Below are 21,038 nucleotides of genomic sequence, written 5' to 3'. Positions count from 1 at the left end.
ATGAGCGTAGCCGAGTATTTTTCATCGATGGAGTACGGTCCCGCACCCGAGGACGATCGCCCTGCGCGCGCGTGGCTCGCGCAGTATGAAGCGGGCTTCGGGCATTTCATCGGCGGTGCGTGGCATGCGCCCGCTGCCGGCGAGCGGTTCGTCTCGCACGCGCCAGCCACGGGCGAGCGGCTCGCGGATATCGCGCAGGGCGACGCGGCCGATGTCGACGCGGCCGTGGCCGCCGCGCGCGCCGCGCAGCCGGGCTGGCTCGCGTTGGGCGGCGCCGGGCGGGCACGGCATCTGTATGCGCTCGCGCGCATGGTGCAGCGGCATAGCCGCCTCTTTGCCGTGCTCGAAGCACTCGACAACGGCAAGCCGATCCGTGAAACACGCGATATCGACGTACCGCTCGTCGCGCGGCACTTCCTGCATCACGCAGGGTGGGCGCAATTGCAGGAGAGCGAATTCGCCGATTACGCGCCGCTCGGTGTGATCGGCCAGATCGTGCCGTGGAATTTTCCGCTGTTGATGCTCGCGTGGAAGATCGCACCGGCGATTGCACTGGGCAACTGCGTCGTGTTGAAGCCGGCCGAATACACGCCGCTCACGGCGCTGCTGTTTGCCGAACTCGCGCACCGGGCCGGTTTGCCGGCCGGCGTGCTGAACGTCGTGACGGGCGACGGCCGCACCGGCGCCGCGCTCGTCGAGCATCCGCAAGTGGACAAGATCGCGTTCACGGGGTCGACGGAAGTCGGGCGCCTGATACGCGCGGCCACGGCCGGCTCGGGCAAATCGCTGACGCTCGAACTCGGCGGCAAGTCGCCGTTCATCGTATTCGACGACGCGGATCTCGACGGCGCGGTCGAAGGAGTTGTCGACGCGATCTGGTTCAACCAGGGGCAGGTTTGCTGCGCGGGCTCGCGCCTGCTCGTGCAGGAGGGCATCGAAGCGCGTTTCATCGCGAAGCTGAAGCGCCGCATGGAAACGCTGCGCGTGGGCACGTCACTCGACAAGAGTATCGACATCGGCGCGATCGTCGATCCAGTGCAACTCGAACGTATTCAGTCGCTGGTGGAAACCGGCCGGCGTGAAGGCTGTGTGGTGTGGCAGTCGCCCGATACGGCGATGCCTGCCGGTGGCTGTTTTTATCCGCCTACACTCGTCACCGGCGTGGCGCCGGCTTCCATTCTGGCGCAGGAAGAAATCTTCGGACCGGTATTGGTCGCAATGAGTTTTCGCACACCGGACGAAGCGATTGCGCTTGCCAATAACTCGCGCTACGGGCTCGCTGCGAGCGTGTGGAGCGAAACCATCGGCCGCGCGCTCGATGTCGCGCCGCGCCTTCTTTGTGGCGTGGTGTGGATCAACGCGACCAATCTGTTCGATGCGGCGGTTGGTTTCGGGGGTTACCGCGAGTCGGGCTATGGCCGGGAAGGCGGCAGCGAGGGCATCTACGAATATCTGAAGCCGCGTGCCTGGCTCAAGCTTGCCGCCCGCCGGGACGCGCGCGCTGAACGCCCTGAACAGACAGCCGGCGCAGACGGGCTTGGGTCGTTGTCGAACGTCACGCTGATCGACCGTACTGCGAAGCTTTTCATCGGTGGCAAGCAGGTGCGTCCGGATAGCGGCTATTCGTTACCGGTTCACGCGCCGGATGGCACTCTGGTCGGTGAAGTGGGTGAGGGCAATCGCAAGGATATTCGTAACGCGGTCGAAGCGGCGCGCGCGGCGCAGAAATGGTCGCAGGCGAGCACGCATAACCGTGCCCAGGTGCTGTTCTATCTCGCGGAGAACCTGGCCGTTCGTGCGGACGAATTCGCGCGGCAACTGGTGATCAGAAACGGCGCGACGGAAGCGGCGGCGCATGCGGAAGTCGAGGCTGCGGTAGCACGCCTCTTTACTTACGCGGCGTGGGCCGACAAGTTCGACGGCGCCGTGCATACGCCGCCGCTGCGCGGTGTCGCGCTGGCCATGCACGAGCCGCTTGGGGTGATCGGTATCGCCTGTCCGGACGAAGCGCCGTTGCTCGGCTTCGTCTCGCTGGTGGCGCCCGCGCTGGCCATGGGCAATCGTGTGGTGGTCTTGCCGAGTGCGGCGTGCCCGCTCACCGTGACCGATTTTTATCAGGTAGCCGAGACTTCAGATGTGCCGGGCGGCGTGCTGAACATCGTCACGGGTGAGCGCGGTGCGCTGTTGCCCGCGCTTGCCAGACACGATGACGTCGATGCGCTCTGGTGTTTCGGCCATGCGGCGGATTCGACGCTGGTCGAGCGCGAGTCGGTTGGCAATCTGAAGCGGACATTCGTCGATTATGGCCGCCAGTTCGACTGGTTCGACCGTTCGAGCGAAGGCCGTCCGTTTTTGCGTCAGGCCGTGCAGGTGAAGAACATCTGGATCCCGTACGGAGACTGACCGCTAGACCCACAGGGTGTCGAAACCCCATGCACGCCAACCAGAAAATGGAGGAGACAACGTGCTGAAGAATCTGAATTTGCGGTTTTCGCAGGTTTTGCCTCGAGGGGAACGCGAATGAATACGCCGGTACAACGAAACGGGCGTGTCGTCATTCTGGGCATCTACGTCACGGACCTGACGTTTCGTGCCGCGCGTATGCCCCTGATCGGAGAGACGATTGCCGGCTCGGCATTCGCAATGGGTCCTGGCGGCAAGGGCTCGAATCAGGCGGTGGCGGCGGCGCGTGCCGGCGCCGAGGTGGTGTTCTGCACCCGCATCGGCAACGATGCATTCGGCGAGATTGCGCGTAAAACGTGGGCTACTGAAGGCATTACGGCACGCGCGTCGGTGATCGAGGGCGTCTCCACGGGCGCGGCGCATATCTTCGTCGACGACACCACCGGCATGAACGCGATCATCGTCGCTTCCGGCGCGGCCGGCACGATGAACGCAGCCGACGTCGACGCGATCGAAGCCGACATTGCCGCTGCGCGCGTGTTCGTCACGCAACTCGAGCAGCCGCTCGCGGCGGCGCGCCGCGGCCTTGAGGTGGCGCGCCGGCACGGCGTCATCACCGTGTTCAATCCGGCGCCCGCGTTGCCGCTCGACGACGACATCTTCCCGTTGTGCGACTACATCACCCCCAACGAAACCGAAGCCGCCGCGCTCACCGGCGTGCCGATCGCGAATGCCGATGACGCGCGCCGTGCTGCCGACGTGCTGCTCGCCAAAGGTGTTGGCGCGGTCATCGTTACGCTGGGGGAAAGCGGCGCGCTGCTGCACTCGCCGACCCAGTCCGTGCTCGTGCCGGCCTATCGCTGCGGCCGCGTGGTGGAGACCGCCGGTGCGGGCGACGGCTTCACGGGCGGCTTCGCGGCCGCTCTTGCACGCGGCGACGACGCGATGGCCGCACTGCGTTTCGGCTGCGCACTCGCGGGCATTTCCGTCACGCGGCCGGGCACGGCGCCTTCCATGCCGACGCTCGACGAGGTGAATCGCGTGTTGAACCAGCCGGCCGAACTGTCTCCGGCAAGCTCGCCGCTGTCCTGATCATTGCGAAGACTCAAGGAGATCGTGTTCACCATGAAGTCCTCGTTTACCACTGGCAACGCTGGAAAAATGTTCGGCGACCGGCAACTGAATTTCCTGCTGATCGTCAACGTACTCGTCGTGCTGGCCGCAACCTGGCTCTCGCGCGGGCAATTCGTCGATATCGACAACCTGCAGTCGATGGGCGGGCAGTTGCCTGAACTCGGCCTGCTCGCGCTCGGCATCATGTTGTCGATGGTGTCGGGCAACGGAGGAATCGACCTGTCGGGCGTGGGGCTCGCGAACCTGTCCGGGATGGTCGCCGCGCTGGTCGTGCCGCGCTTCGTCAGCGGCGACGACTCGCCGGTGCTCTACACGTCGCTCTTCTGCGTGATCGTCGTGGTGATGGGGCTGCTTGGCGGACTCCTGAACGGCGTGGTCATTGCGCGTCTGCGCCTTACGCCGATTCTCTGCACGCTCGGCACGCAACTGTTGTTCACGGGTTTTGCGGTCGTGCTCAGTAATGGCGCTTCGGTACACGTCGACTATGTCGATCCCTTGTCGAATATCGGCAACGGTACCGTGTTTCAGGTGCCGATCGCATTCTGCATCTTTATCGCCGCTGTGATCGTGCTGGGATGGTTGCTCAAGCGCAGCCCGTTCGGTTTGCGCCTCTATCTGATGGGCACCAATCCGAAGGCCGCGTTCTACGCCGGCATTCCGCGTGCGCGGATGCTGATCACAATCTATGCGATGTGCGGCGTGCTGGCCTCGCTCGCCGGTCTGATCAGCGCGACCCATACGTCGAGCGCGAAATGGGACTACGGCAACTCCTATCTGCTGATTGCCATTCTGATCGCGGTGATGGGCGGTGTGAATCCGGCCGGCGGCCACGGCCGCATCATCTGCGTGTTCTTTGCGGCCACCGTGCTGCAGTTTCTCTCGAGTCTGTTCAATCTGCTGGGCGTGTCGCAGTTTTTTGGCGATTGCGCGTGGGGTTTTCTGTTGCTGCTGTCGCTCGCGTTCGCGGGCGGCGAGCGGGTGCGCACGATCTTCGGTTTCGGCGGCCATGGTGGTGGCGGTGGCGGTAGCAGCAGTACCGCGAGTTCCGGCGGCGCGGCGCCGAAGCATTAGCGCGTCGCACAGACGCGAGGCGCAGGCAAGGTTTCAGTACGCGGCGGACAACGAGCCCTGGCTGTCCGTGACGATGAAGTGGGGCGACATCGAACCATAAAGGAGACATCGCATGAAATTGACTCGACTGGGTACCGCGCTCGCAGCAGGCGCCCTTACGGTGGGCGTGATTGCCGCTGCGCACGCGGCAACCAACGAGACGATCGTCACGGTCGTCAAGGTGACCGGCATCAACTGGTTCAACCGGATGGACGAGGGCGTCAAGCAATTCGCGAAGGACAACCCGGGTGTGACCGCGTATCAGACCGGCCCTGGCCGGGCGGATGCCGCACAGCAACTGAAGATCATCGAAGATCTGATCGCGAAGAAGGTCACGGCGATTGCGGTGGTGCCCTACGATCCGCCGACACTCGAACCGGCCTTGAAGAAGGCGATGGATCGCGGCATCAAGGTGGTGACCCATGAGGCCGACAACGAAAAGAACACGATGGTCGATATCGAGGCATTCGACAACACGGCCTACGGTGCCGGCCTGAACGAACGTCTCGCTTCATGCATGCACAACGAAGGCAAGTGGGCCGTGCTGGTCGGCTCGCTCGGCAGCCGCTCGCAGGTGCAATGGGCCGACGGCGGGATCGGCAATGCGAAGGCGAAGTATCCGAAGATGGATCTGGTCGAACCGAAACTCGAAACCAACAACGACGGCGAACGCGCCTATGAAGTCGCGAAGGAAGTGCTGCGCAAGCATCCGGACCTGAAGGGCTTCCAGGGTTCCTCCTCGCTCGACGTGATCGGTATCGGCCGCGCGGTCGAAGAAGCCGGCATGCAGGGCAAGATCTGCGTGTACGGCACGGGCCTGCCGACTGAAGCAGGCAAGTTCCTTGAGAGCGGCGCGATCAACGGCATCGCGTTCTGGGATCCGAAGCTTGCGGGCATCGCGATGAACAAGATTGCGCAGATGCTGATCGACGGCAAGACGGTCGAGAACGGCGCCGACCTCGGCATTCCGGGCTATACGAAAGTTACCGTCGCCAAGGGGCCGGGCAAGGGGATCATTGTGCGCGGCCAGGGCTGGGTGAACGTCGACAAATCGAACTACAAGCAGTATCCGTTCTGATATGAGTGAAGACGCAACGTCACCGCTGTCCTCGCGTTCCGACACGCCGCAACCGTTTCTTCAGGTGGTCGGCGTGCACAAGCGTTTCACCGGCGTGCATGCATTGCGCGGGGTGAGCCTGTCGTTCGAGCGCGGTCAGATTTATCACCTGCTCGGCGAAAACGGCTGCGGCAAGAGCACCTTAATCAAGATCATCTCCGGCGCGCAGCCGCCCGACGAAGGTGAACTCGTGATCGAAGGCGTTCGGCATGCGCGGCTTTCCGCGCTGGAATCGCTGGCGGCGGGAATCGAGACCGTCTATCAGGATCTCTCGCTGCTGCCCAACATGAACGTGGCGGAAAACGTTGCACTCACCGCCGAGCTGGCCACGCACGAAGGCCGGCTCGCGCGGACCTTCGACCGCCGGGCGCTCGCGCGCACGGCAGCGCGAGCGCTGGAATCGGTGGGCCTGCCTGGCGATGCGGAATTTCAGGCGACCTTGATCGAGCAGTTGCCGCTTGCCACGCGCCAACTCGTTGCCATTGCGCGCGCGATTGCCAGCGATGCAAAGTTCGTCATCATGGACGAGCCCACTACCTCGCTCACGCAAAAGGAGGTCGACAATCTGATCGCCGTGCTCGCGAATCTGCGCGCGCAGGGCGTGACGGTGCTGTTCGTTAGCCACAAGCTCGACGAATGCTACGCGATCGGCGGCGAAGTCATCGTGCTGCGCGACGGCCAGAAAATGGCGCAGGGGCCGATCGCGCAATTCACCAAAGCGCAGATCAGCGAGCTGATGACAGGGCGCCATCTGTCGAACGAGCGCTATCGTGAAGGAGCGTTCAGCCAGGAGGTCGTGCTCGACGTGCGCGGCTTCACTCGCGCGGGCCAATTCAGCGGCGTGTCGTTCGCACTGCATGGCGGCGAGATTCTCGGCATTACCGGTCTGCTCGATTCGGGGCGCAACGAACTTGCTCGCGCACTCGCGGGTGTTGCACCGGCGCAATCGGGACAGGTGATGCTCGACGGCAAGGCGATTTCCTTGCGTACTCCCTCGGACGCGAAACATCATCGCATTGGCTATGTGCCGGAAGACCGCCTGAACGAAGGGCTGTTTCTCGACAAGACGATCCGCGACAACGTGATTACCGCAATGATCTCCAGCCTGAGGGACCGCTTCGGCCAGATCGACCGCACGCGCGCGCAGGCGCTTGCGGAACAGACGGTGAAGGATTTGCAGATCGCGACGCCCGGTGTCGACAAGCCCGTGCAGTCGCTCTCGGGCGGCAATCAGCAGCGCGTATTGATTGGCCGCTGGCTCGCCATCGATCCGCGCGTGCTGATTCTGCATGGGCCGACGGTTGGCGTCGACGTTGGATCGAAAGACATTATCTACCGCATCATGCAGCGCCTGTCGCAACGCGGCATCGGCATCATCCTGATCAGCGACGACCTGCCCGAGCTGCTGCAGAACTGCGACCGCATCCTGATGATGAAGAAGGGGCGTGTGGCGAGCGAATATCAGGCTGACACGTTGAGCGAAGCCGACCTGTATCGCGCGCTGCTTTCGGAAGCCGCATAAAGCACGCCGCATAAAGGACGCCGATACCCATGAACTCGCGGATCCCTTCGCGCATGAACCAGACCATGACCACCCCGAGCGTTGTTGAAGTCGCCCCCGAGGTCAAGCCACCCACCTTGATGGCGAAGCTCTCGCGTAACCCCGAATGGTTCACCGTCGCCTTGATTGCGGCGACGTGTGTGATTGTCGGCACGATCAATCCGCGCTTCTTTCAGCTCGCGACGTTATTCGATCTGCTGCATTCGGCCACCACGATGTCGCTTTTCGCGCTCGGCACGCTAGTCGTGCTTGCGTCCGGCGGTATCGACGTCTCGTTTACGGCAATCGCCGCGCTGACGATGTACGGCATCACGAAGGCGGTGTTTGCATGGTGGCCGGATGCGCCGTTCGCATTGATCCTGATCACCGGTGCGCTGGGCGGCGTGCTGCTCGGTCTCATCAACGGCCTGCTGGTGCATCGCCTGAAAGCGCCTTCGCTGATCGTCACGATCGGCACGCAGTATCTGTATCGCGGCCTGCTGCTGACGTTTATCGGCACGACGTTCTTCATGAACATTCCGCACAGCATGGATCATTTCGGCCGGATTCCGCTGTTCTTCTATCACACCAGCGAAGGTCTGCGCGCCGTGCTGCCCATCTCGGTACTGGCGCTGGTGGTGGCTGCCGTTGTTACGTGGTGGCTGTTGAACCGGACCATGATGGGGCGCGGTGTCTATGCGATGGGCGGCAGCCTCGCGATCGCCGAGCGGCTCGGCTACAACCTGCGCGCGATCCATCTGTTCGTGTTCGGTTATACCGGCATGCTCGCCGGAATTGCGGGCATTCTGCATGTATCGAACAACCGGCTCGCGAATCCGTTCGATCTGGTGGGCTCGGAACTCGATGTGATCGCCGCGGTGATTCTGGGCGGTGCGCGCATTACGGGCGGCACGGGCACGGTGGCCGGCACCTTGCTCGGTGTGGTGCTGGTCACGCTGATCAACAGTGTGCTGATTCTGGTTGGGGTGCCGAGTACCTGGCAGAAGGTGATTATCGGTGCATTTATTCTGATCGCGGGGACGCTGTTTGCCTTGCAGCGCAAGAGCTGAAAACCGGCCGCCCGCCGGCACGGTGCCAGGCGGCTAGCGCATTCATTTGCGCTTGCGAAGCTCCTGGCCCTTTTCGGTGATGATGGAATCGAAGTCGTCGACCTGCGAGAAGCGTACCGCCTTGACGACGCCGAACTTGCTCTGGTCCACCACCAGATGCCGTTCGACGGCACTCGCCATGGCTGCCTGCTTGAGCGCGACTTCGTGAAAATTCCAGCATGTGACGCCGCGCGCGCTGTCCACGCCGCCCGCGGAAATAAATGCCTTGTTGATGCCCATGCGGCGCAGCATCTCCAGACTCTCTTCGCCCGCAAACGAATCTGAAGACGGCACGTAGACGCCGCCCAGCAGAATCATCCGCACATTCGGCTTGCGCCGCAAAATCTCCGCCACGTTCAGCGAATAGCAGACCACGGTGACGTGACGCTCAAGCGGAATCAGACGCGCCAGCGTGGTGAGCGTGGTGCCGCAATCGATGAAGATCGTTTCGTGGTCGACAACGAGTTTCGCCGCAATCGCGGATGCTTCCGCCTTGGCCTGCGCGAAGTGATCCTGCTCGGCTTCGAGTGAATAGCCGGCGGTATTGGGTACGTCGGTCGCGCTGACAATGTAGCCGCCGAGATACGTGAATCGTTCCGGACTGCCTGCGATATCGCGCCGGACAGTCATCTCCGATACGTTCAGCAGGCTGGCGGCGTCGCGCAGGCGCATGACGCTCTGCTTGGCCAGCGCATCGGCGAGGGCGCGGAGGCGGTCGGGTTTCAGCATGGAGGTCCTGTCGCGCAGTAGGCAGAGGCGTTATGTTTTGTTCGAGTTGATGGGAGAATTATAACAAGAGCTTGTCAGCGCGGCGAGCCTGTTTGAGCCTCGAATTTGAAGACTTCGATGAATCGCGGGGATTGTCTGGACGAATCGACCGTTGGTATCACGGCAAGGTCGAATGGGAGGGCGTGGAGCGATACCACTGTTTGCCGCTCGCGCGTGACGCGAGCGGGCGGGGAGCAATGATTACTGCTTGATGCCTTCAGCCTGAATATGCAATGTGGTTTGCATCTTGAAGCCGTAGGTCTTGCCGAAGTCGATGCCGAAATCGTCGCGATTGAACGTCGCGGTCGATTCAGTGCCGCACACTTCGCGCTTGAGCATCGGGTTGATGAAGCACTTGAACGATTCGATCTTCAGGTTGACCGGCCTGGTGACGCCGTGCATGGTCAGGGTGCCGATCACTTCCACCGGCTTGTCGCCGTCGAAGCGGATCTGCGTGCCCTTGTAGGTCGCGCTCGGATACTTGCCGGCGTCGAAGAACTTGTCCGTGACCAGTTCCGCGTCGAGCTTGTCGTTACCGATATCCACCGAGCTCATGTCGATCGTCACGTCTACCGTACCGGTCTTTGCCGCGCGGTCCAGCACCACGGTGCCGCTGCTTTTCTTGAACTTGCCGCGCCAGATCGACAGTCCGCCGAAGTGATCGGTTTCGAAGCTCGGATAGGTGTGCATGGGATCGAGCTGATATGTGTCGGCGGCCATGGCGTTGAACGACAAAGCGGTGGCCAGCGCGCCTGCGGCGAGCAAAAGTTGTTTCTTCAAGTGATTCTCCAGGTTTCAGAAAGTGCTGCGACGCTTCGGTGTGTTGCGTTACTTTTTCGAAGCGACGATGTGAAATTTGATGACGACTTCGTCGGCGACAACCGACGTGTCTTTCCATTCGCCTGTGCCGACATCGAACTGCGAGCGTTTGATCGGCAAGGTGCCGTCGAAGGTTTGGGTGTTGCCCTGGCTGGCGATCGTGACCGGCACCACCACGGTTTGCAATTTGCCTTTGATGGTGAGCTTGCCGGTGATCCTGTACTGATTGCCGCCGGCTGGCGCGATCGCGCTCGAAACGAAAGTCGCGGCCGGCCAGGTCGCGCTATCGAACCATTCCTTGCCTTGGGCCTGCTTGTTGTAGTCGTCCGCACCGAGGTCGTAACTGCCGGTGTCGATCGAGACATTGGCGCTGCCGGCGGTTGGCCTGGCCGGATCGAAATTCAGCTGCGCCGAGAACTTTTTGAATTTGCCGTCCACCGGCACGTTCATCTGCTTCGTCGTGGCGATGACGCTGCTTTTGCTCGTGTCGACATCGGCGTGCGCGAGGCTTGCGCCGAAGAACGAGAGGGCGGCGGCGCCGGCCAGAATGGAGTGGTAGAGATTTGATTTCATCGTGGTACGCATCCTATCGAACCCACGCGCGTTGATTGCGCACTGCTGGGAATTTGATTGCCAACCGGCTGTAGCCAATCTGCCGTGACCCGGCTGATACCTGTGTTACTTGAGGAACGGAATCATCCGCGCGAGCAATCCGTCGCGGTCGACAAACTGATGCTTGAGCGCCGCCAGTACATGCATGACAACGAGCGTCAGCAGCGTGTAGTTGAGCAGTACGTGGATTGTGCGCAGGCTTGCCTTGAGCGCCTGGTCGGGGCCGATAAAGGTGGGCAGCGGCACGATGCCGAGGTACACCACCTGAATGCCCGCGGCCGAGCTATAGAAGTAGCCGGACAGCGGAATGGCCAGCATCAGAACGTAGAGCACGCCATGCACGAGATGGGCCGCAGCCTTCTGCCACGTGGGTGTCGCGCGATCGAGTACAGGCGCGCGGTGCGTGGCGCGCCACAGCACGCGGGCCACGGCCAGCACGAAGACAGTCACACCGATCCATTTGTGCCACGAGAAGTACTTCAGCTTGGTGGGCGTAAAGCCGGGGATATCGGTCATGATCCAGCCGATATAGAACCCGCAGATGATCAGCAATGCAATGAGCCAGTGCAGGGCGATGGCAGGACCGCTGTAATGCTCGACGTCTGAAGGACGGGGTTTCATGAATTCATGCTCGCTATTCGTGAGGCGCGTGATGCTTACCGCGTGCGGTATGTCGCGTGTGAATGCGGATGGTAGGGATGCCGATGAAAACTGAATAGACGGGCAGAAGAGAACAGATCGTTCTAGCCGTGACGCTAATGGGGATGGAATAAACGCGCGTGACCTCCTGCGGGCGTGGCACGTCACTTGCAACCCGATTCCGGCTGTCTTGCGGTCATGGGGTATGCTGCGCTCCACGGTCGCGCTCGCGCGCCATCCAGATCATCCAGAATCAGAATCCAGGACTTGTCCGTTGAATTCAGTCTTTCTATCCTGGGGTATCGCCATCGCCGCCACGGCCGGCGTCATTACCCGTCCGTTCAAATGGCCCGAGGCCGTGTGGGCCGTCGCCGGTGCGTTACTGCTGGTGTCGCTTGGGCTGCTGCCCGTCGACCTGGCCATCGAGGCGGTCGGCAAAGGCACGGACGTCTACCTCTTCCTGTTCGGCATGATGCTGCTCTCGGAAGTCGGGCGTCGCGAAGGTCTGTTCGACTGGGTGGCAGTATTCGCGGTCAATCATGCCAAGGGTTCGCCGCGAAAGCTTTTTTTGCTGGTCTATCTGGTCGGCGTGGTCATCACCGCCTTTCTTTCCAACGACGCCACGGCGGTCGTCCTCACGCCGGCGGTATTTGCTGCCGCCAAAAAAGCGAAGACGCATCCGTTGCCCCTGCTCTTCGTGTGCGCGTTCATTGCGAATGCCGCGAGTTTCGTGCTGCCGATCTCGAACCCGGCCAACATCGTGCTGTATGGCAATCACACGCCCGCGCTCGGCGCCTGGCTGATGCGCTTCACGCTGCCTTCGCTACTGTCGATCGTCGCGACTTACGTGCTGTTGCGCTGGACCCAGCGCGAGGCGCTCGCCGGTACTTGCGAGGCCGATCTCGAGCCGGTGGCGTTGTCGTCGAGCGGGCGCGTTGCGCTTGGCGGGATCGCGGTGACCGCCGTCGTGTTGCTGACGGTTTCCGCCTTCGATGTCCCGCTCGGCTTGCCCACCGCGATACTCGGCGCGCTGACCGCGTTGGTCGTGCTGATCCAGGAGCGCAAATCGCCGCTGCCGATGATCCGGGAAATATCGTGGAGCGTGTTGCCGCTGGTCGCCGGCTTGTTCGTGCTGGTCGAAATGCTCGATCACACGGGCGTCATCAGGACGTTCGCCAACCTGCTGCAAGACGCGACGCGACACAATGAATTCTCGACGGCCGGTTGGGCGGGCAGCGTCATCGCGATCGGCAGCAATCTGATGAACAATTTGCCGGCGGGTCTGATCGCCAGTTCGACCGTGATGCAGACGCATAGTCCGGAGCGGGTGATCGACGCGCTTCTGATTGGTGTGGATCTGGGGCCGAACCTGTCGATTACCGGTTCGCTCGCCACGATCCTCTGGCTCAACGCAATTCGCCGCGAGGGCGAGGACGTGAGTTTTATGAAGTTCCTGAAAGTCGGGATCGTGGTGATGCTGCCGGCGCTTGCGCTGGCGCTTACCGCGCGGATCCTGATCTAGGTTCCCGTCGGCCGCAAGGGCGGCTTGCCCGCCAGCGTTCGCACGGATTGTTCGAGCGTACGCAGCACAGCTTCGAGCCGCGCGAGGCGCGCGCGCTGGGCGGGCATCAACGATGTTCTGGGAAGCATGAGCAACCGCTGACGCCAATAGGACAACGGGATGCGATCGTTGGCGGAAATCAGCCCAAATACGCGTTCCAGATGGGCAATTTCCTTATCCAGGTGTTGGAAGCTCATCAAGCGTTCCTGAAGAAGAGGAATGGGCAACGAAGCGGTGCGGGCGGAATTCCATAAGTTGGAAAGACCAGACCGATCCATCTAACGGACGCTAAACACGCTTTGCGTTGGTAATCCGTTTGAGCAAATCCCGTACCGCATCCCTCTGTACTGACGCGATGTCGAGCTTTCAAACGTCCTGCATTGACCTGATGTATTCACTTCGTCCAGTCCCGGAGGCTTCTGGACGGAGCAAGTCTTCTGCCTGTTTTAAATCGCGTAGTGCATGGAAATAGTTAATCGGACGCTTAAAAACTGAGCTCATTTCGCATCTTTGCCTGTAAGCCGTGGCGATTTAACACTGGATAAGCTGTTCTCGCGCGGCACGCCGGCCATTCTTCAGGGCAACGGGAATTCACCAGGAATCTTTGTGGGCAGCATGGCTTATGCTGGTTCAACGGCTATTGTCGTAACCGGTACATCGGAAACGAACAAGCCGGGTGCGCGTTTTGCGCCCTTGATGCTGCACCACCTAACGCGGCACCACCATGACAGGCTGAGCGTAAGTAACGACAGGCGCGGGCACGATTGCGTAGCGGGTCGGCGCGGCCAGCAACACCGGCGTGCCGGCCGCGACCGCCACCGGAATCGGAGCGGGCGGGGGCGCAACCACATAGACCGGTTTGACCGGCGCATAGCCGTAGTAATAGACGGCGCGTGGCGGCGGCGCGTAGATCACGGTGGCGGGCACGGTGACGATTACCCGGGCGAACGCTGTCGACGAACAGGCGAGACCGATGGCGGTGAAGGCAGAGGCGCAGACTAGACGAATACTCACTTGATACTCCTGAGACGTGTTGAACGGCGTAGCGCATGTGCCGGTGAAAAAAAGCGGCTGATTCGGATTGCTTGATAAGTCATCCGAACCGCCGGGGCGCTTTGGTTGCTTAAGGTGCTTAAGGTGCTTAAGGTGCCGGTAGTGCTGGCAGACGAAAGATACGCAAACTGCGTTCGAAACGGCAGCGCGAACTTATTTCATTTCATGTCGCGCGAAAGTAGTCGTGAAGACAGGCGTGCACGTGGTTGAAGCGCCGACGTGTCGCGACGGCAGCGCGCTGTGCCTGTCATGCCGACGTCACCAGAACCATGAAATACGGCGACATGATTCTGAAATTGCCTTCCGGCCGCGCTTGCCCAAGAATCCGCTCTGTCATCGAACGGATCGCGGCGGTTTGCAGGCGACGCACGATGCTTTAATCGAGGAATCAGTCATGAAGAAGTTAATCGCCGTTGTGCTGCTGTGCTGCGCATCCACCGTCACGTTTGCTCAAACAGCCGCACCGCAAGGTGGCAATCCCCAGCGCATGGAACGCATGGCGCAGCAACTGCAAACGCGCTTTGCGAATGCCAACACCACGCACGACGGCAAGCTCACGAAAGAACAGGCCGCCACAGGCATGCCGATGGTCGCGAAGCATTTCGATGAAATCGACACGCAGAAAGCGGGTTACATCACGCTGCCGCAGATCATGGCATTCATGCAGGAACGCGGGGCAGCGCACTGAGCGGCGCGGGCATCGGCGGGATCGTGGGATGGCTGTTTATCCCGTCGTTCTACGTGTTGTCGCCGCGCGAGGCAGAACGGCACGCGGCGCGCCATGCACCGCCCGACGCTTGAACCGAGGAGCTGTCAGATGGATCGCCCCGCCAAAATTATCGTGCTCGACGACGAAGCCGAACTGCGCAACATGCTGCAGCGTTTCCTGCGTGGCCATGGTTTCGACGTGCGGGTCGCGGAGGACGGCAAACGGCTCGACCGCTATCTGGAGCGCGAGCCGTTCGATTTGCTGGTGCTCGATCTGATGATCGGCGAAGAAGACGGCCTCGCGATCTGCGCCCGCTTGCGCGAGCAAGGGCAAACGCTGCCGATCCTGATGCTGACCGCCAAAGGCGATCCGCTCGACCGGGTGGTGGGCCTCGAAACCGGCGCTGACGACTACCTCGCCAAACCGTTCCTGCCGCGTGAACTGGTGGCGCGGATCAATGCGCTGCTGCGCCGCCAGAAGATGGCTTCGGGCGACGTCACCGTGACCTCGCAGAGTGTGCGCTTCGGCGACTTCAGTCTTGACGTCGGCAAGCAGGAGTTGTCGCGCGCGGGAGAGCTACTGGAGATTCATTCGGCGCAGATGCTGCTGCTGGTCGCGCTGGCTTCTTCGCCGAACCGGCCTGTGAGCCGGGACAATCTGCTGGCACGCGCCCGTGGGCGTGAGCACGATGCGCTCGATCGCAGTATTGACGTGCAGGTGCTGCGGCTCAGGCAGATCGTCGAGGACGACCCGTCGAAGCCGCGCTTCATCAAGACCGTTTGGGGCATCGGCTATATGCTGGTCGCGGACGTCGACTCATGACCCGCACGTGGCTGCAGCGCGCGCTGCCGAGAACGCTGCTGGCGCGCAATATCGTTTTGCTGATCGTCCTGGTGATGCTGAGCCAGGTGTGCTCGCTCGGCGTGTTGCTGCATTATGTGCAGCGGCCGCGTGTCGTGCGGGCGGCCACCGTGTTCGCCACCTACGTGACGACGCTCGACGGCCTGCTTCAAGCCACGCCGCCGAACGCGCGCGCCGGATTGACTGGCCGCCTCGACGCGCGTGCGCAACTGCCTGCCGAGGCTACCGTCAAGCCGCCACCCAGTTTGCTGCTGGCCTATCGCACGTATCAGCGCAGCGTGTTTCTCGACAGCTTGCGCGCGCATCTGCCTGCCGATATGCCGGTGCTCTGGCAGTTCGAAGGTGGCCAGCGCTTGTGGATTCGCATGCATGCGCCGGCCGATGCGCCGCATTCGCCGTACTGGATCGCGCTGCCGATTCCGGAGGACGCGCAAGGCGCCGGCCTCGACGCTGCGATCCTGTTGTCGCTCGGTCTGGGTGCGCTGGCAGCGCTGACCGGCTACGTGATCCAGCGCCATCTCAACCAGCCGCTGCGGCAGTTGACGCGGGCGGCGCGCCGCGTGAGCGCCGGCGAAACCCCCGTGCCGTTGCCGACCGACGGTCCCACCGAGATCGCCGCGGTAAGCGGCGCATTCAATCAGATGACGCATACGTTGCAGCAAGCCGAGGCGACGCGCGCGCTGATGCTGGCCGGCATCTCACACGACATCCGCACGCCGCTCACCAAACTGCGGCTCTCGATGGCCATGGCGATGCCGGACGGCAGCGACAGCAGCTTTGTCGTCGCAGCGGAATCCTATCTGGACCAGATCGAAACGATCTTGCAGCAGTTCATGGATTACGCCGGCAGCGGGGAGCGCGAAGCGGCCGAAGCCGGTGATCTCAATGCATTGATCGAACGGCTCGCCGGCGATTTCGCGGGGCTGGGCCATGAATTTGAGCTCTCGCTGGCGGTTTTGCCGACGATTGCGTATCGGCCGATCAGCATGATGCGGCTCCTGATGAACCTTATGCAGAACGCGATCGTCTACGGCGGCAGCGGGCTTGCCGTACGGAGTTGGGTCACGGGCCAGGCCGTGTATGTGGCGGTTGGCGATCGCGGCAAAGGACTTTCGGCAGAGGAACTCGAACAGCTGAAAGCGCCGTTTCAGCGCGGCCGCAATGCTCGCGCGCACAGCGGCGGTACCGGGCTGGGGCTTGCGATTGTCGAGCGGATTGCACGGCTGCACGGCGGCAGCCTGCAGTTTCATGCGCGTGAGGGCGGTGGCCTGGAAGTGTGGGTCGTGTTGCCGCGTGTGTCCTGATCGAGCCCGCTCATTTCCTGTCCAGCCACGCGTCCAGCCCGACCCGGAAAGCCACGCCCGCGATAACCGGCACGGTCAGCATCAGAATGATGCCGAAGTTGGGAATCTCGTCGCCGTAAGTGATTGGACCGTAGAGCACGACCGTTGCCACGATCGCGAAGACCACCACGCCGATCGCAACCATCAGAAGGTTGCGCGACGTAATGGACAGATCCTTGCGCTTTGCCTTGCCCGGTTCAGTGCGGGTAGTCGGGACTTCGTCGTGTTGGGCGGGCATGATGGTTCTCGTGGCTGGAAAAGTGCCGCGTAAGACGCGGCTGCAAATTCAAATCGAAACGTGATGACAACGCGCGGTAACGAAACGTAATGCGGGACCCGATGCCCGGCGTAGTGCCATCGCCCGGCAACGGGTCGCACGCCGGCCGGCACGCGTTCGCATCATACCCAGGGTCGTTCGCGCCGCACACATCAAACCGCGCCGGCCAGTAATCCCGCGGCGACGATCAGCAGCACCAGGGCGGCGATCGCGCTGAACCGGTAGTCGCGTTGATGCAGGAACATCCCTAACATCAATATAAGCCGCATTATCGGCAACAGGATAAAAAGCGCGATGCCAGCGCTCATAACATGCATGCCGGCTGATATCGAGAGCATTTCGGGCAGCGTTCGCATGCCGGATAGTGCGCTTGCAAGCTTGCTGTCGCCGGTGCGAAGAAGGCTAATTGCAAGGCCGGTTGCAATGATGCCCGTTGCCACCCATGTGCCGTAGTGCAGGAGTCTCGCCAGCCAGTGTTCGAGCCGTCTCCCGGTCGACGCAACGCCGCTCATGCCGACGCTCCGAAGAGGTGGATGCCGAATGCTTCGAGCAGCATTTGCACGGCCAGCACCGCCAGCACCACGACAAAGAGCACGCGCAGCCTGTCGCCCGACAGGCGCGTGAGAACCCGTGCGCCGAGCAGGGCGCCGACGACCGAGCCCAAGGCCACCGGGCCGGCGATTGCCGCCACGATTTCACCGCGCAGGAAGTAAGCGCCGGCGCTGGCCGCCGCCGTCACGCCGATCATGAAATTGGAGGTGGCGGACGAGACCTTGATCGGCAGGCGCAGCGCCGTATCCATCGCCGGAATCTTGAGAACGCCGCTGCCAATGCCGAGCAACGCCGAAATCAACCCCGCTCCGTACATGAGGGACAGGCCCAGCGGCACGCGTTGCACGCGATAGTCGACGTCGTGTCCGAGCGCGCGGTCCGGATAGCTCGAATCCAGGCGTAACGAAGCGCCCCACGACCGTGCGCCCGGCACGGCAGCGCCATCACCGGCAACCGGATCGGCACGCCGTGCCAGCATTTGCTGGGCGGAGACCAGCAGAATGACGGCAAAAATGAAAAACAGCACGGACACCGGGATGAGCCCGCTCAACAGGACGCCGGACAATGCGCCGAGCGTGGTGGCGGTTTCCAGAACCACGGCGAGCCGGACATTGGTCAAGCGGCCGCGCAGAAAGGGCGCGGCGCCTCCGCACGAGCAGGCGATCACCGAAACGATGCTGGCGCCAATGGCGATGTGAATGTCGAGGTGGCCGAACATGGTCAGGATGGGCACGATAAAAATGCCGCTCGCCATGCCGAGCACGCCGCCGAGCGCGCTTGCCCCAAGCGACACCGCGAAGAGCCACAGCGTGTAGCCCAGATCCATCGCTGCCTGTGCGCCGGTCATGGCAGGTTCGGCTTGCGCCGGGCGAGGCGGGTAACGAACTGGATCTGATCGCCCCGGTAGTACAGCTTTTCATAATCGACCGGACGGTTTTCGTCGCTGTACGAGGTTCGCTCGATCAGAAAAATCGGGCTGCCCGCCGCGACCTCGAGGGCCCGCGCAACGGCTGCGTCCGCGGCGATTGCCTCCAGCCGGTATTCCGCTTCGATCAGGGCAACGCCGTACTTCTCTTCGAGCAGCGTGAAGATCGGCTCTGCCTCGAGATCGTTTTCGATGATCTTTTCGCCGATGTCTTTTGGCAGCCAGGTTTCGTCGAACGAAAGCGGTGTGCCGTCGGCGATGCGCACGCGCTGAATGTGGACGACGGGCGTACCCGGTTTGAGCGCCAGTTTGCCGGCCACGGCCTCGCTGGCGGTTTCGACCTGCCTCGCCAGCAGACGGGCGCTCGGATGGCGGCCGTGCGCACGCATATCCTCGACAAAGCCGCTCAGTTCGGTAAGCGGCTGCGTGAGGCGCGGCTGGGTGACGAAGGTGCCTTTGCCACGGCGGATTTCGATCAGGCCGCGCGTAATCAGGTTCTGCACCGTTTTCTGCAGCGTGGTGCGGCTGATGTTGAAACTTGCCAGCAGGCTCGCCTCGTTGGGTAATTGCGTGCCCGGCGGATAGGTGCCGTCTGCGATCCGCGCGGCGAGCACCGTTTCGACCTGCGCGTAGAGAGGGAGTTGGCTGTTTCGGTCGGCGTTCATGTAAGACATCATGACGTCATGATGTCTTGATGTCAAGGCAAAACAGGTTGCGCACCAATGGGTGGTTGAGTGGATCGACACGCGCGAAGATAATCTTGCCGCCCAGTCATGGGTAATCGACGCGTGGTTCGTTCCGTGAACGTCCTGATGGGTGTTTCGCTGACGACGTCTAATGAATCTTTGGATTCCGAACCTTCAGGGAAAGAGGAGACGATCCATGGAGGCTTCAGATTCATTACGGGTATAGCATCCACATAATGCAGATCATAAATAAGTTTTACTTTCCGATTTTCCGTCGCGCCGCCATTGTGTGAGCCAGACAGCCAGTCTATAGCCACAACTCATGCGCTGCGCGGCTGCATTCATGAGAAACGTGGCTTTCATCTTTAGATGAGCATTTCTTAAGATTCCTTAAGAAATTGTTCGTCGATTGTCGTTGTTCGGGAGCGGGATGAATTTCAATACTCGCGCCCATCCCCGGACCGACGGTCAGGCCAATAAACGGAAAGGAGACGAATCGATGGAAAAGCGCATGATGACCTTGATGTTGCTCGCGGCGGCCACGTTGGCCGGCTGCGGAGGTGGAAATGACGTCAGCACGCCGACGCCGCCAAAGCTGTTGACGAACATCGCCGTACCCAATGCTTCGAGCCCACCATTCAGTTTCGACATCAGCTACGTCGAGGCCGGCAAGTACTTTCTCTCCGACCGCAATAACAAAGCCGTCGATGTCGTGGACACCGGATCGAACACGCTGATCGCACAGATTCCCGGGCCGTTCATCGGTGCCGGCGCCACGACAGACGAGTCCGGTCCCGACGGAATCGTAGGTGTCACCGGCACGAACACGATCTATGTTGGCGACGTCGATTCAGTTAAGGTGATCGATACAACTGCGCAGAAGACGGTCAATACAATCGTCATCAGTCATTCCGGCTCGCGTGTCGATGAGGGCTGCTACGATCCTGACGATCATCTTGTGATGTTCGCAAGTCCCGGAGACTCACCACCGTTCGTCACGTTGATTTCCACGCTGACGCAAACGGCGGTGGCGAAGCTTTCTTTCAATGGCTCGTCGGGGCTTGAAGCGTGTGCATATGATCCCGCCTCGAAGAGTTTTTTGATCAACAATGACGGGACTTCTGCCAATCCCGATGGCGAGCTCGATGTCATCACCGCCAGTTCCGCGGTAGCGGGAAGTCCATCCGTCAGCAAGTCGTTTCCGTTAGGGAAGTGCGGACCCGCGGGAATCGTGCTTGGCCCGAATAACGACGTGCTCGTTGGATGCGATCCGCCGGCGGGCGATCCGCTCATCACGCTGATTCTCGACCGTGCGAGTGGCGCAATTCAAGCCAGCCTGCCATTTGGCGGGGTGGACCAGGCCAGTTACGATCCGGCTTCCAACCGCTATTTCCTCCCGGCCCGTCATTACGTCACGAGCGGTATCGCCGCAGCATCGGGGTTTAGCCCGCAGATGGGCGTAATCGATGGTGCCTCACGGCAATTGCTCTTTAAGATTCCGGTGGGCACAGGCGCGCACTCTGTCGCTATCGACAGCACGCTTGGGCAAGTGTATGTGCCGTTCCAGCCCGGCGCGGCTGGCTTCCCCAATGGCGGAATCTCAGTGTTCTCGACCCACTAGTCTGTCCGATGCGGGTCATAGCCCTGGCGGGCCGGACCGGATGGCGATTGCCGCAGGGACGTTTCCGCGATGGCTGGATGGGCGCTGCCGCCAGTGCTCCACGATCCGCTGGGTTGACGGATCTGGAGCGCTGGTGGTGGCCGTCTTCATCGTAGCGGACGTTCAAAATCTATCGAAATCCGCTACGGCAATCCCGCGT

At 61.8% G+C, this 21,038-nt stretch carries 22 protein-coding genes; 11 read left to right on the top strand and 11 right to left on the bottom strand.

All coding sequences use genetic code 11. The annotated features are described in order from the left end of the window. The 6 genes from GH665_RS32370 (at position 1) to GH665_RS32345 (ending at position 8,374) form a co-directional block, all read left to right on the top strand. A complete protein-coding gene (locus tag GH665_RS32370) occupies positions 1-2,403 on the top strand; it encodes an aldehyde dehydrogenase family protein (protein ID WP_153141195.1) in 2,403 nt (800 codons plus the stop codon). Between the two features lie 117 nt (positions 2,404-2,520). Next, complete coding sequence (rbsK, locus tag GH665_RS32365) at positions 2,521-3,495, top strand: ribokinase (protein WP_153141194.1); 975 nt, start codon at positions 2,521-2,523, stop codon at positions 3,493-3,495. A 33-nt stretch (positions 3,496-3,528) separates the two neighbouring features. Further along, positions 3,529-4,608 carry an ABC transporter permease gene (locus GH665_RS32360; protein WP_153141193.1) on the top strand — a complete coding sequence of 360 codons (1,080 nt, stop codon included), beginning with the start codon at positions 3,529-3,531 and terminating at the stop codon, positions 4,606-4,608. 112 nt (positions 4,609-4,720) lie between these two features. Further along, entirely contained in the window at positions 4,721-5,725 is a 1,005-nt protein-coding gene (locus GH665_RS32355) for an autoinducer 2 ABC transporter substrate-binding protein (protein ID WP_028200255.1), read from the top strand. Between the two features lies 1 nt (position 5,726). Further along, positions 5,727-7,286 (top strand): sugar ABC transporter ATP-binding protein, encoded by a 1,560-nt coding sequence (locus GH665_RS32350; protein WP_153141192.1) that lies wholly within the window; start codon positions 5,727-5,729, stop codon positions 7,284-7,286. Positions 7,287-7,315: 29 nt separating this feature from the next. Continuing rightward, on the top strand, positions 7,316-8,374 hold the full coding sequence (locus tag GH665_RS32345; protein WP_153141191.1) for an ABC transporter permease: 1,059 nt from the start codon (positions 7,316-7,318) through the stop codon (positions 8,372-8,374). Positions 8,375-8,416: 42 nt separating this feature from the next. Here the strand turns inward: GH665_RS32345 and GH665_RS32340 are convergent, their stop codons facing one another. From GH665_RS32340 to GH665_RS32325, 4 genes are all read right to left on the bottom strand, one after another. Beyond that, a complete protein-coding gene (locus GH665_RS32340; RefSeq protein WP_153141190.1) occupies positions 8,417-9,142 on the bottom strand; it encodes a DeoR/GlpR family DNA-binding transcription regulator in 726 nt (241 codons plus the stop codon). Positions 9,143-9,382: 240 nt separating this feature from the next. Then, positions 9,383-9,961, bottom strand: coding sequence for a YceI family protein (locus GH665_RS32335; protein ID WP_153141189.1), 579 nt, complete (start codon positions 9,959-9,961; stop codon positions 9,383-9,385). 48 nt (positions 9,962-10,009) lie between these two features. After that, positions 10,010-10,573, bottom strand: coding sequence for a YceI family protein (locus GH665_RS32330; RefSeq protein ID WP_153141188.1), 564 nt, complete (start codon positions 10,571-10,573; stop codon positions 10,010-10,012). Between the two features lie 105 nt (positions 10,574-10,678). Continuing rightward, complete coding sequence (locus tag GH665_RS32325) at positions 10,679-11,233, bottom strand: cytochrome b (protein WP_153141187.1); 555 nt, start codon at positions 11,231-11,233, stop codon at positions 10,679-10,681. A gap of 292 nt (positions 11,234-11,525) precedes the next feature. On the opposite strand from GH665_RS32325, the gene GH665_RS32320 reads away from it, so the two are divergent. After that, complete coding sequence (locus GH665_RS32320; RefSeq protein WP_153141186.1) at positions 11,526-12,773, top strand: arsenic transporter; 1,248 nt, start codon at positions 11,526-11,528, stop codon at positions 12,771-12,773. Here GH665_RS32320 and GH665_RS32315 read toward each other — a convergent pair. Both GH665_RS32315 and GH665_RS32310 read right to left on the bottom strand, forming a co-directional pair. Further along, positions 12,770-13,009: a hypothetical protein gene (locus GH665_RS32315; protein WP_153141185.1), complete on the bottom strand. Its 240-nt coding sequence runs from the start codon at positions 13,007-13,009 to the stop codon at positions 12,770-12,772. The two genes, GH665_RS32320 and GH665_RS32315, sit on opposite strands and share 4 nt — an antisense overlap. Positions 13,010-13,520: 511 nt before the next feature. After that, on the bottom strand, positions 13,521-13,826 hold the full coding sequence (locus tag GH665_RS32310; protein ID WP_153141184.1) for a hypothetical protein: 306 nt from the start codon (positions 13,824-13,826) through the stop codon (positions 13,521-13,523). A 433-nt stretch (positions 13,827-14,259) separates the two neighbouring features. Between GH665_RS32310 and GH665_RS32305 the strand changes: the two genes are divergently transcribed. The 3 genes from GH665_RS32305 to GH665_RS32295 all read left to right on the top strand — a co-directional run bounded on the left by GH665_RS32305 (position 14,260) and on the right by GH665_RS32295 (position 16,739). Then, the gene (locus GH665_RS32305) at positions 14,260-14,553 is read left to right on the top strand and encodes an EF-hand domain-containing protein (RefSeq protein WP_153141183.1); all 294 of its coding nucleotides are present in this window, start codon (positions 14,260-14,262) and stop codon (positions 14,551-14,553) included. 129 nt (positions 14,554-14,682) lie between these two features. Then, positions 14,683-15,396 (top strand): response regulator, encoded by a 714-nt coding sequence (locus tag GH665_RS32300; RefSeq protein WP_153141182.1) that lies wholly within the window; start codon positions 14,683-14,685, stop codon positions 15,394-15,396. Then, positions 15,393-16,739 (top strand): ATP-binding protein, encoded by a 1,347-nt coding sequence (locus tag GH665_RS32295; protein WP_153141181.1) that lies wholly within the window; start codon positions 15,393-15,395, stop codon positions 16,737-16,739. The genes GH665_RS32300 and GH665_RS32295 overlap by 4 nt, the downstream gene beginning before the upstream one ends. A gap of 10 nt (positions 16,740-16,749) precedes the next feature. On the opposite strand, the gene GH665_RS32290 is transcribed toward GH665_RS32295, so the two are convergent. The 5 genes from GH665_RS32290 to GH665_RS39280 all read right to left on the bottom strand — a co-directional run bounded on the left by GH665_RS32290 (position 16,750) and on the right by GH665_RS39280 (position 19,827). Next, a complete protein-coding gene (locus tag GH665_RS32290; RefSeq protein WP_153141180.1) occupies positions 16,750-17,016 on the bottom strand; it encodes a hypothetical protein in 267 nt (88 codons plus the stop codon). A gap of 191 nt (positions 17,017-17,207) precedes the next feature. Then, positions 17,208-17,567, bottom strand: coding sequence for a DUF1634 domain-containing protein (locus GH665_RS32285; RefSeq protein WP_153141179.1), 360 nt, complete (start codon positions 17,565-17,567; stop codon positions 17,208-17,210). Then, the gene (locus GH665_RS32280; RefSeq protein ID WP_246216435.1) at positions 17,564-18,454 is read right to left on the bottom strand and encodes a sulfite exporter TauE/SafE family protein; all 891 of its coding nucleotides are present in this window, start codon (positions 18,452-18,454) and stop codon (positions 17,564-17,566) included. The genes GH665_RS32285 and GH665_RS32280 overlap by 4 nt, the downstream gene beginning before the upstream one ends. After that, entirely contained in the window at positions 18,451-19,197 is a 747-nt protein-coding gene (locus GH665_RS32275) for a GntR family transcriptional regulator (RefSeq protein ID WP_153141178.1), read from the bottom strand. Before GH665_RS32275 ends, GH665_RS32280 begins: the two co-directional genes overlap by 4 nt. 489 nt (positions 19,198-19,686) lie before the next feature. After that, positions 19,687-19,827, bottom strand: a complete 141-nt coding sequence (locus GH665_RS39280; RefSeq protein ID WP_246216434.1) for a hypothetical protein — start codon at positions 19,825-19,827, stop codon at positions 19,687-19,689. Between GH665_RS39280 and GH665_RS32270 the strand changes: the two genes are divergently transcribed. Beyond that, complete coding sequence (locus tag GH665_RS32270) at positions 19,817-20,839, top strand: YncE family protein (RefSeq protein ID WP_246216433.1); 1,023 nt, start codon at positions 19,817-19,819, stop codon at positions 20,837-20,839. The genes GH665_RS39280 and GH665_RS32270 overlap by 11 nt on opposite strands. Positions 20,840-21,038: the final 199 nt, after the last annotated feature.

This window comes from Paraburkholderia agricolaris (assembly GCF_009455635.1).
GTDB classification, from domain to species: domain Bacteria; phylum Pseudomonadota; class Gammaproteobacteria; order Burkholderiales; family Burkholderiaceae; genus Paraburkholderia; species Paraburkholderia agricolaris.
The sequence above is the reverse complement of the archived record's forward strand: the minus strand, read 5'-3'. Positions and strand labels throughout refer to the sequence as shown.